Origin of the sequence: Sporomusa rhizae (assembly GCF_041428845.1) — a bacterium.
In the GTDB taxonomy this organism is placed as follows: Bacteria; Bacillota; Negativicutes; order Sporomusales; family Sporomusaceae; genus Sporomusa; species Sporomusa rhizae.
In genome coordinates this window covers 1,315,001-1,326,724 of record NZ_CP156925.1, presented here as the reverse complement: position 1 = coordinate 1,326,724, position 11,724 = coordinate 1,315,001, and the positions used below count along the sequence as shown (strand labels likewise).

Sequence of the window (11,724 nt, the reverse complement as noted above, 5' to 3'; positions counted from 1 at the left end):
CGTTAGTAGATCACAATGTTGTTGATGCCCATAGTCTGATCCATGCCAATAATACCGAAATGTTTTTCCCAGTATAGGCGATAAGCAAAGCCGAGTGGCAAAAAGAAGGTTAGTATGGTATCGATTTTCCGGCGGGTTGCGGCCGTCTCAGCGGTACCCAGGTATATGAGTACCTCCGACGTATCTTCACTGCGATAGTAAATAATACTGTTTACGAAGATTTGACGTATAACCAGCTTAAGCAGATGCACTGATGCCCCGGTATAGTTCAATGAAATCAGCCCGCTCAGAAAGATGTGGCGTTCATCCAGGGTAAAGACCTCTACATTCTGTTGAACCGACTGACCAAAAACACCATTTTTTATATCATTAAGGATAAATTTTCCGTAATACTCTCGTTTGCAAAGACCTTGATGGCGGTCTATGAAAAGTAAATAATGGGTAATAATATCGAAGAATACTGTTTGAATCTCTTCATGCTCTCTAAAATTGACGTCAAGAAAGTTTTTAAAAATATCACAAAAGCGATAATAAGGATTAACTTCTACTACTGTATCCGGTTCTAATAAAGCAGTATTTATGTCTTCAAAAGCCAGTTCCATATATGGACTGCACTTTTTACTGTGTACAAAGGTAATGGCTTCCGGTGTTATATCCTGACGAAGAGCTTTTATTGCCATGTCCCAAATGTAATTCATACTATAAATCCCTCGCACCTGAAGTCGGGATAGTGCAGCTGTATTTCGGAAACTACAAAGCTTATACGGTCGCAGGCAAGAAAACTGTCTTTATCGGCAACAGTAAAGTACAAAGCCAGCCGGTACTGACAATCCGCCCGGCGGATTTCATCCTGTATAAAAAAATTCATAGCGTAACTTGCTGCCGGCTCTGTATTTTCCTGACTGCAGGGCATAATCGCTATATGGGAAAGGCTAAGTTCATTTGCCGCAGCAAATGAACTTATTAGCCGTTTGAGTTCGGCTTCGGTGCGAATGACCCGCAAGCTTTTTTGCGCCAATATGTCACTAAAAGCCTGACGCTTAGCATTAGACACCAAGGGATATATGTACTTGTCCGTTTTTTTACTGGCAGGATAAATGATGCGCATGATCTCCCACACATCTTTTAATTCGGATGGAGCTACAATAACCAGCGACTGCTTGGTTCGCCGGACATAGCTAATATTTTTATTTTGAAAGGCCGCCAAGTAACCGTGTTCCACTCCCAGTGCGTCCAATGCAACGGTATGCTCAAAGTTAATTTTGTCCTCACAGGGTAACGGAAACCCTGTACTTTTAAGTTTTAGCATTTCTATATTCCACAAGGGTACTATGTCATAGTGTACATATTGCCCGTACTCAGCAAAATCCACCTTGATTTCTGTGACGGTTTCACCATCATTAAGTGACCGCTGACAGCTTTCTAACATTACTTCCGCGAAACGGAAAGCATAGGGATTGTTTACGGTTTTCCAGGGAATATTGTTGTTTATAAAGGTTTCGTACAGATTCTTTATTTGCTCTTGATACCTTATGTCTTCCCGCAACACAAAATCGGCTTCGATGCTGCCTTCGTTAGTAGTAATCGTGCCGTGAAAAGTCCTATCTTCCTTCATTAAGTAAGCAAATATCCGGTAATCACAACTGAAAAACACTTGCAGTAAAGGCTCATTTCTTGCACCTGCCATAGCGAGTTCGTCCAGACTAAATTGTTTTTCTTCCAAATCCTCCGCCCGCATCGGCCGCAGAAAATAATGCACTGGATCAACGTGCTGCCGTGGAGCTGCAGTGATGTACACATCATAACTGTCAGATACGCCGGCCGTCTCAACAAAAACCCTGTTCTCCAACTGCTGGTACATGCTCTCACTGTGATCATAGAGATTAAGAAATACATCATTCAAAATATCTTTTAATATTAATCTGTCTTCAAGACTAGTTATATTGTTTAGTTTGGCAGCGATTTGATCTTTCACGGCAGTTCTCCTCTCAGCTGGCTATACTTTACCGTTAGACAGTTTGCTTATTACTTTAATTTTTTCTTTTACTTTATTTTCTTCCGAGGTTAAGCCTAATTGGCGGTAAATATCACTGGCTAAAATAAGCAGGTATTTAGCCTGAACATACTCACCGGTTTGGACTTTACTGTCAGCTTCGGCTACATAGGAATCAGCCTTACTTTTTTGACGTTCAAATCCGGTAACTTGCACAGCAAGTAAATCTATCTTTTTCTGAATACGGGCAACTTCGGTAGATACTCCAGCCATCCCGTAAAGCTGTTGGGCACAGGTGTAGTTGTATTTGGCCTCTTCCATTTGTAATCCGGCGGCTTGCCTGTCGCCTTCCCGTTCCGCTTCCGCGGCGCGCCTTTGTAAGTCCGTTTTTTCGATGTTCTGTTTGCGTTGGTTAATATTATCGATTTTCTTTTGCAATAACGCGGCTTTCTCTTTTTTATCGCTTTCGTTATACAACCCCATGGCCAGACCATACATTTCCATGGCTCCGGCCAAGTCGCCCTGCTCGTCTGCCAATTGGTCGCCTTGTTTTTCATATTTGCTGGCTTCGCTCAGCAGTTTAGTAAACAATTCATTCTTTTCCGCCGCCGTCATACGATCTTCAATAGCACTAATTTTCTTTTGTATTCCAGGTACTTTGTCCGATTTACCACTTTGATCATACATGCCTTCGGCAATGCTTAGCATGCTAATCGCATCCTGATATTCTCCACGTTGTGCAAGCCTGTCCCCCTGCTGCTCATAGGTAGCGGCTTCCAACGCCATAGCTTTTTGCCCGTCTGCTATAGACTTTTTCCCCTCTTCTATCAGTTGGGCATCTATTTTAGCCAGTTTTTCCGCCGCCTCTTTGCGCCCATCATTATAAAAAATTCGCGCAGAGATAACTTTTGCTTCCAGATAGGATTTTTGGGCTCCAGGATAATCTTTACGTTCCAGTTTCTGATCGCCAATTTGCAGCCATTCAATAATGCTCATGTAATCTCCGGTCAATCGCTGTTGTTTAATTATATAGCCTTGACCGAGCAAATCGGATACATAGGATGATTCCAGCGCCGCTCGATACAGATCAGCGGCTTTAGCAAACTCTTTTTGTTGCAATGCCATATCAGCCGACATAATTAAACTGGCTGTCTTATACCATCTTTCTATATTTTCTTCCTGACTTTTCAATTTCAATTGTTGAGCAAGAGCCAGAGCCGCTTTGTATTCCTCTGTGGATCTGGGATAATTGCCCTCTTCGGACAGCATTTGCGCCTGCCGAAGATGTGACTCCATACTGGCCAAACGCTCTTTCCTATTGGCCTCGCTGAAATGGAAATATAGTAATAATCCGATAAGAATTATCAGTATCGGGATAGAAGCAAAAAATATTTTTTTTAGCAATGCTTTGCGCTTGCCGGGGTCAATATAGACCTTATCGACAAAAATAGTTACTAATGTATAGTTTTCTAAGACTTCCGGCTGCCGCGCCATGAGTAAGTCTTCTACATTATCAAGCGCCTCTTGTGGTTCCTTGGTATCCTTAATGGCATCCGCCATTTCCCCTTCGTCGACGTTTTCCCAGATGCCGCGGGTAAAAAGGGTAATGGTATCGCCATCCGTCAACTTGATTCGCGAAGATATTTCCGGATTGAATTCATCCGGCTGACCCAAATAACAATATAAATTATGCCGTTCTAAATGAGTGGACATTTTATCCAACGGAAGGTTGCCTTGTTCTGTAAGTTCCTTACTTAAAGATTGATCCATGCTCTTATGAATTAGCGCGCCTTCCTGGAAAAGGTTGATCCTGGTATTACCTGCCAAACCATATATCATACTGGCATAGTCGGTAACTAAAACTAAAACGGAAGCCTTGAGGCGCATGGCATGGCTGTGCTCCAAAAGTTCCTGGTTGGCTACCTTCAGCCAATTCTTTATATCGCTTTTTTTCATGGAAGGCGCATTCGTAAATTGCCTGATGATACTAGTAACCGCAAGGTTTGCGCTCTCTTTTTCCAGCTCATCATCTATACCATCAGCGATAACATAGCACGCAAAATCGTCTAATTCTACAAACGCAAAATAATCTTTATTTTGTAGGAAACTGCCTCCTTCGGATATGAAGGCGGTCCTAAATGACGCATTGTTCTTTTTCATGAATGGTTCCTCCGCACTTTATCTTCCGGTATACCGCATGACAAATAAGCTGCCATTTCCTTTGTCTTGACTTGTTGTTTTATTAAATCGCTCTATAATTTGTTCGGCCATCTTTTCGCAAGAACAGGAATCTGACAAATAATTTTCTAATTCAACCCAGGAAAGGCACTGGTACAGCCCGCGGGTCATTACTATAATGACATCGTTGCCCACTAGTTTGATGCCCTGTATATCCATCTCAATGTTTTTGAAACCGTCCCGGCCGATGTAATTGCTTCGGCATTTTTTCTGGCTGATTGCCAGCGCTTGTTCCCTGTCTAACAGTCCTTGCGCAAATCCTTTGGCCGCTGCTGTCTGCATTGTTTGCCCGTCATTTACCGGAATAAGTTCCCTGGATCTGAGTAACGCAATTTTGACATCCCCTACTGCAGCATAATAAAGGTAACCTTTAGTTACAAGAACAGCTGCAGCTACCGCGCCCCCTTTGTTGCCCTGCAAATACTCCACTATTTTCTTATTGCTCAGATTAAACGCCTGGGTAAAATAATACTGAAGATTGCCAGTAATATCACTACCAGTAAAAAGTTCTATACACGACTTAACAGTTACTTGTGATGCCATCTTACCGGAGCGCCCTTTCCCCATACCATCGGCTAAAACAGCTAGTGTACCCCATGCGGTTTCTACCGCCCCGGCAGCATCTTCCTGAGTTTCTTTGCTGCCCATAGAACATTCTTCGGCAATCTCCAGGGTAGAGTTACTAGTAATTTTTTTTTCCCAATATCGCTGGCAACTTAGCAATAGGATCACTATGCCAATTAAAAGGGTAGCCCACAAATTTTGACCAGACAGCCCTATCCATTCCATTTTTCTGCCGTTTACTCCTTATCATTATCTTTCCATTCAAAATGCTCCCCGCAAAATGGAATGAATAAGAATTTGCTTTTTCCTAATTCAATGATGTCGTAGGCTACCAGTTCCTGCGGTATATATACCGCACTACCGTTCAAATAGGCGATACCCGAGGATTCTCCCGGCAATAAAACTGAGTTACGCTTTTTGGGATCATAGACTAAGATAGCATGATTCCGCCGGGAAATTGTGTTATCACCCAATAATTGAATATCCATATCATCGCCGCGGCCAATGAAGTTTTTACCTGTATGAATCTTATAGTCCATTCCCCGCTGCGCACCTTCAATACATACTAACCAGCCACAAACAGGTTCAATTTCTTCGTAATATAAATCTTCTTCGACTTCTGCATCTTTAATTTTCAGATTCTGTCTAGCCTTGGTAGCTGTTTCAATATTACAGTAAGGGCAAACAGTTCCATATCGTCTGGAACTGAACATATGCCCGTTTTGGCACCGAATGAGGCTCAATATATCTTCACTCCCTATTTCTATTTGATCATTAACCGTGTATTCGCAATATATATAATGTCACCTGACGCCAATTTACATGGTTTGGATCCGGTTAGTCGATAACGAACCTGGTCGCCTGCTTTTCTGATACTAACATTGCTTGGTACATGCAAACCTTCTAAATACCAATTATTCCTAGCATAATTAAGAACGGCATGTTCAGAATAAATTAACGCATCATACATGCTTGCACTTAAATCGATATCTACGTCTTTATTTTTTTTGTTTTTACCAATAAGTAAGGACACTTTTCCGTGAATATCCCATTGTCTTATTACTTTTCCACTATCGTTGAGCATAAGAACAGCGCTAATATTATTGTCTTCGGCCAAGGGCTGATTGCTTATTCGCCACAATTTTGTCGAATAATATATAGCGATAATCCCAAAAACGCTTATTATAATAAATTTTTGTATGATATCTTCGTTATTTAAATACTGGTAAGCAAAAATACACAGAACCACTGCCAGAAAGGCAATACTCCCGTCTAAATACTGCAGGTACTCTCGCTGTGAAGAGACTTGTGTTGCCGGAAAATCAAATTCCTTGATTTCACTGTGATTTTTCAAAAAACCAACCCCATTAATTCTTTTTCGGCTTGAAAAAATCTTCAAAAATTCCTGAAACATCTAACGGGCCCTTCTTGCCTTGATTAGCACCAGTACTGGTTTTCCTTTTCTCACCGGTTTGGGGATCAAAGCCGAAAAATTTTTCAAACTGGATGTTGACATTGTTAATATTGAATTCTCCCGGGGAATATTGGGGCTGCTCTGTAGTTTCCCGCTTTTGGAAATTCTCATTTTTACCGGGTTCACGTAGTTTTCCATCGTAATTAGCCCGCTCCTCTGGATTTGATAATACCGAATAGGCTTCTGTGATCTCTTTAAATTTAGATTCAGTTTCTTTATTGCCAGGATGTAAATCCGGATGATACTGCTTAGATAATCTGCGGTAATTTTTCTTTATTTCCTCCTGACTTGCATCTCGTGCTACAGCCAGAATGTCATAGTAATTTTTCATGTTTAAAACCCTTTTTTAATAGTAGATGATATAGGGAAGGGGGTATCCCCCTTCCGATAATAACTATACGTTGTATCCGCCTTCAATTTTTACAGCCGGCAATTTGTCTTTTTTCTGTTTTAGCATCAATTCAAATACGCCGGTACCTTCCAGATCAGCATAATCCTCTACATAATCGACGACAAATGCGTTAGGGAAACTGTATTTTCTAACTATCTGATCTGCGGCAATTACCTCTACGTACAATTGGCGGTAGCAATCAGCTTTTTCAGCCGGAACTAATGACCATTTTGTCAGCTTCATCGTATCATCAGCGATGCCGCCATCAACGGCAGCCAATATTTTCCCTTTGATGGTGATTGTTACCCCTAAGTCAGTAGATCTGGCATTTGAATCATCAGGAGTATCAGTTTTAAACTGAACGGTTTTGATAATCGCCTTTGGTAAATCAATTGTTTCATTACCAATGATTTTTACGTTAAATCCCACTACACTCCATCCTTTCTACCTAAATTTTTAATAGTTGGCTTCATAACCGCCTTCAACTTTGACATCCGGCATTTTGTCTTTCTTTTGTTTCATGTGTAAATAAAAAGTACCTACACCTTCTACATCACCAAAAGTTTCTGTATAGTCTACTACGAATGCATTGGGGAAAGTTACTTTTCTTACTATCTGGTCGGCAGCAATTGTCTCAATCGTTAATCGACGGTAGCAATCTGCCTTTTCAGCCGGAACCAAAGACCAGGTTGCAATTTTCATCGTCCCGTCGGCTTCTTCCCCGTTTACGGCTGCCAATACCTTGCCTGTCACAATAACCGATGTCCCCAAGTCAGTTGACCGGGCGTTAGAATCTTTAGGCGTATCGGTTATGAACTTTACTGTTTCGATGCTTTTAACGCCTAAGTCAATTGTCTCCAGTCCTTCGATTTTGAGTTTAAATCCCATAAATATGCCTCCTTATTTTAGATTAGGTATTATTTTACGGCCTCAATGGCGGTTGTTTGATTGAGGCCGGATACCTCAATTAGGGTATTCTTACTATTTGCCTACTACTTTCTTGGTAATTTCTACTTCGAGGTTTTTGATATTGCCGTTGAAAGTTAAATCAATATTGCAGACTCCATTTTTTTCATCAATTGTATAGTTGATGTCATCGCCCTCTTGAATGATGGAATTAACATAGCCGCGGGAATCCAGCCACGCACTTTTCTGGCTTGTAGGGTTTTTGCTAAAGAAATAAACAATATTATCCTGTTTGAAATCATTACTAGTAAAGCGTAAAATTCTTTCAATGTAGGTACTGACTGTTGTTTTGTAAATTGCCTCAAAATCATCGCCGTCTGTGGCAAGGCTTCTAGCTTTGTATACCGTAATTTTTTTAATATCTTTGCCTTGAACCTGTGCGTTTTCTGAAGAAAATACAAAACCGAAATTCCGCTTATTAATGGCATTTTTGATGTTATTCGTAAAACCTGATATTTCTTTAGCAAGTGTAGTAGTTACCCGTAAGGAGTTGTCGGCAGCTTCCAGGTCGAAGCGTACGCCTGGGAAGAGTTTGTTGACATCTTTAAAAGCTGAACGTAAAAATTCAGGGCACTGACAGGCTGCCATAACGCCTGCAGCAACATATGAGCTGCCAATATACACGCCATCAATCCAAAGTTTCATGATATTCTCTTTTTCTTTTGATAACTCGGCTGCTCCCAGTTCGTTGATGGTCATTTTGTTGTCAAGAATAACGCCGGATTTATTTTTAGGTATAATGGTAAAATTTGGTATACACGGAATAGCAAATTCACTATAGTCTTTACGAATTAACATTGAGCATTTATCTATAAACCGCTCAATCCCGGCCGTAGCTATATAATTAAATGTTGTTTCTTCTTTGCACTCAAAACTGAAGAAAGTCTGGATTTTGTAGTCTTTAATTGCGTTTAGGAGTGTTACCAACGCTTCCATGGAATTGACGTCTTCCCGGTCATTGTCATTCTCATTTCCTTTAAACCGCTGCCGGCTAAGTTTGTTTTTTGCTGCAGCCTCCATACTGACTGAAGGAACAATCCCAAACCAAATTGTATTTGTAAAATCGTTCTTGGCATTTATGGTATTAAGGAAGGTATCCAATCGGGGAAGGTTATTACTTTTCACAATCATGTCTAGTTTGGCGTTGGTTACAAGCAAGCTGGGAGCCATTCCCTTATTTTTCACAGCATACTGGTCAAAGAACATTTTTACGCCGATAATTTTTTCCACAAGCGGTTTTACTGTTTTAATAAAATCATCTTTAGCATTCTTATAGAATTCTAGGTAGGTATTGTAATTTTGTACTTCTGTTGTCACATCTACTTCACTTTGCATTGTAGACGGCAAAGGGCAAAAAGTTCTGACAACAAGACTTCTAACATAACTCGAAGGTCCTTCGGTAATTGCCTCATAGTCTTCTTCAAAGGCTGAAATCAGACCGGTATTTACTTTATCATCTAACACAGCCAAAGCTGTGCTTTCGCTTTTTGGCGCTTCAATGATTTTTAACTCACCGGTTTCCCCCATACTAAGAACACCAATTTGCAACGGTTCATTATTGTCTTTGCCTTCGCCAACTCCTAAGAGCAACCGTGTCTTAATATCTTCTATAGCTAGCGGCAGCATGGCCATTACATTATTGTAATTTTGGCTGGCTTCTTCAAACATATAGTTTAGTTTGTCACCAACATCCAGCTTTTTGGGATCCCCTTCATCCAATGTTTCATATTGATTAAACAGATAATGGATCTCTTTTCTGGATTGCCGGATGTCATCCATTACTTTTTTAGGAGAAATCATGTCCAGTAGATTTTCAAACTTAAAGTCAACATTCGGTGTTCCCTGCGCACTTTTCGCGTCAATCAAGGTCATTAGCATTTTTAAGAAATCATTTTGTTTGGTGATAGGAATTTCGGTAATGCAGTTTTCGGGAATATTCTCCGGTTTTTTTAGCGTATACAATACTTTTTGGTTTGCAGCATTGTAAAAGGAATATATGACTGGTGAAAATTTATCTAAGAATTCATCGAAACTCCTAACCAGCAGTTTCTCGTTAATTTCTTTAATTTTCTCGTCACTTAAACTTTCCAAACCTTTCGTATCACCAACTAAGGTAATAAGATCCAGTTTTTCCGGATTGATTTCTTCAAACAGGATTGTTCGGTTTGTTTGCTCAATTGTGTCCATTTTTTCTTATCCTCACTCTCATTTATAATATCTGCCAGTTTTTTTAAAACTGACTTTCTGCATAAAGATCTTGCCTAATCATCTGGTTTCTGGGACGGCTTGGCATTTTTGTAATGTAATTCAATCTCTTCACCATACTCAGGAAAAGTCACATAGATTTTATCGCCATAATGCAAAACGTAATTCTGGTTCTTGCAAAGAACATTTTGTCCAATCAGTATTGTACAAACCGAATTATGCGATAAAATCAAGGTCTTATCGACTCCAGGCATAAACCAGATATCCTCTGCCTCTACAAGTCCTTGATCGGCATGTACTTTCTTCAACATCTCAAATAAACTAGTCTTCTTTTTGGTTCTAAAGTCACTCAATAAAACCGAAAATGGCGGTACTTCCTCTTCCGGATCATGTAACCTGAGGTAATAGCCGTTTATTTTACCAACAAAGCGAGGCTTAGCCCGTTTTTCCCGGTAAAAAATCATAGCAACTATTGACACTATCAACAAACAAATTGCTACTTTTTCCATAACAGTTCCATCACTCACACTAAACTCGAGAGCAGTAGACCCTGTGCTGAAAAACCTGTTATCAGCTTGTACACTGACTGAATATTTGCCTGTCTTCTGAAACTCATACTGTCCCTGCCACCCATTCTCGCCGGCTTGTGCAGGCAATTTAATCGTTTCCCCGGTATCCAGGTTTTTTAAGATAAACATAGCAGAAAAAGTATCATAGAGGTTCTTATCAGCAATTGGCTGGCCGGTTTTGCTCTCTATTAGCCAGGCTTTAAATACAGTTCCTTGTCCTTTCTGCGGCTGACCTTCTACCTGAATTTGACCTTTTAAATCGTAATGCACAAGCATGTTCACTTTTATAACATCTTGCGGGATACCTTTAAACAATATTTTTACATCTTGCTGCTTGGGATTCGTTATTTTTACGGACGAATAATGCTGTGTATTTTGAAAACCAATATTGTTCGAACCGTAGTATACTTGAGTCTCTTTCAGAGCTGATGACGATAAAAACATAATATTAGCTTCGGCAGCATGTATATCAGGTAACTTTATCTGAATTTCCTGGATTTCACCAGTCGCGGTAACACTGGCAACAGGGACAATGCTTGACTTAAAATTCGCGGCAAAAATATTATTGAATACTTCGATTAGATCTTGAGGAATATCAGCAATATAGCTGGCTCCGCCCGTTCTACGGGAAATATCCTCCAGCAAATCTCTATTAACGCCAGTTCGACCCATTGCAACAGTATAAATTGGTATATTACGTGCAGCGGCTTCCTTTATTACAAATTCAATATCCTTCGTTGCGTCTGCTGGTGAACGTTGACTATTGTCAAGGTTGATATCAATTTCACCATCAGTCAATAGTACCAAACAAGCTCGTCCGGCAAAACCTTGGTTTGAAATAAGTTCCCAAGCTTTTTTTAAGCCAAGTCCTGTATCTGTTCTACCAGCGCGTGCTATGGAGTCAAAACTTTTTTTGAAGACCTCTTTCCCTTGATTCGTTGTCAGCTCTGTTAACGGCTGAAACGATTCTATACTGTCATTAAAAGCCACAAAACCAATTCGCGTATGAGATAAGTAACTTATATCAGTAAAGAGCTTCAGCATTTCTATACTAATTCGTTCTTTGTCTGTCTGGTTCATAGAATAGCTGGTATCAAGCACAAACATCACATTAAGCGTATCAGCAGAAACTTTCTCATCTTGGGCTTCAGCCCCATAACTGCCGGCACTGATCCACCAGAATAACGATACCAGTAGAATCATACAGTATTTTTTTAGGCCATATTTATTAATGTTTCTCACCACCTTCCCATGACACTTTCTAGCTCGACAATATACTGTTGGGTTTTTGCCTCAGCTCCCTCCTATACAAAACTTCAATTAA

At 40.3% G+C, this 11,724-nt stretch carries 11 protein-coding genes; all 11 read right to left on the bottom strand.

What is annotated here, in order from left to right; genetic code table 11:
- Nucleotides 1–2: 2 nt before the first annotated feature.
- Entirely contained in the window at nt 3–698 is a 696-nt protein-coding gene (locus SRRS_RS05820) for a hypothetical protein (protein WP_371367057.1), read from the bottom strand.
- Nucleotides 695–1,975 carry a hypothetical protein gene (locus SRRS_RS05815; protein WP_371367055.1) on the bottom strand — a complete coding sequence of 427 codons (1,281 nt, stop codon included), beginning with the start codon at nt 1,973–1,975 and terminating at the stop codon, nt 695–697. Before SRRS_RS05815 ends, SRRS_RS05820 begins: the two co-directional genes overlap by 4 nt.
- Nucleotides 1,976–1,996: 21 nt before the next feature.
- A complete protein-coding gene (locus SRRS_RS05810; RefSeq protein ID WP_371367053.1) occupies nt 1,997–4,153 on the bottom strand; it encodes a hypothetical protein in 2,157 nt (718 codons plus the stop codon).
- 18 nt (nt 4,154–4,171) lie between these two features.
- Entirely contained in the window at nt 4,172–5,020 is an 849-nt protein-coding gene (locus tag SRRS_RS05805) for a PP2C family serine/threonine-protein phosphatase (protein WP_371367052.1), read from the bottom strand.
- Nucleotides 5,021–5,031: 11 nt separating this feature from the next.
- Entirely contained in the window at nt 5,032–5,538 is a 507-nt protein-coding gene (locus SRRS_RS05800; protein WP_371367050.1) for an FHA domain-containing protein, read from the bottom strand.
- A 20-nt stretch (nt 5,539–5,558) separates the two neighbouring features.
- The gene (locus SRRS_RS05795) at nt 5,559–6,209 is read right to left on the bottom strand and encodes a hypothetical protein (RefSeq protein WP_371367049.1); all 651 of its coding nucleotides are present in this window, start codon (nt 6,207–6,209) and stop codon (nt 5,559–5,561) included.
- On the bottom strand, nt 6,163–6,600 hold the full coding sequence (locus SRRS_RS05790) for a J domain-containing protein (protein ID WP_371367047.1): 438 nt from the start codon (nt 6,598–6,600) through the stop codon (nt 6,163–6,165). Before SRRS_RS05790 ends, SRRS_RS05795 begins: the two co-directional genes overlap by 47 nt.
- Nucleotides 6,601–6,663: 63 nt before the next feature.
- On the bottom strand, nt 6,664–7,089 hold the full coding sequence (locus SRRS_RS05785) for a membrane-associated protease 1 (protein ID WP_371367045.1): 426 nt from the start codon (nt 7,087–7,089) through the stop codon (nt 6,664–6,666).
- A gap of 27 nt (nt 7,090–7,116) precedes the next feature.
- Nucleotides 7,117–7,548, bottom strand: a complete 432-nt coding sequence (locus tag SRRS_RS05780; RefSeq protein ID WP_371367043.1) for a membrane-associated protease 1 — start codon at nt 7,546–7,548, stop codon at nt 7,117–7,119.
- A 93-nt stretch (nt 7,549–7,641) separates the two neighbouring features.
- Nucleotides 7,642–9,813, bottom strand: a complete 2,172-nt coding sequence (locus SRRS_RS05775; RefSeq protein WP_371367041.1) for a transcriptional regulator — start codon at nt 9,811–9,813, stop codon at nt 7,642–7,644.
- Between the two features lie 74 nt (nt 9,814–9,887).
- Nucleotides 9,888–11,642, bottom strand: a complete 1,755-nt coding sequence (locus SRRS_RS05770; RefSeq protein ID WP_371367039.1) for a VWA domain-containing protein — start codon at nt 11,640–11,642, stop codon at nt 9,888–9,890.
- Nucleotides 11,643–11,724: the final 82 nt, after the last annotated feature.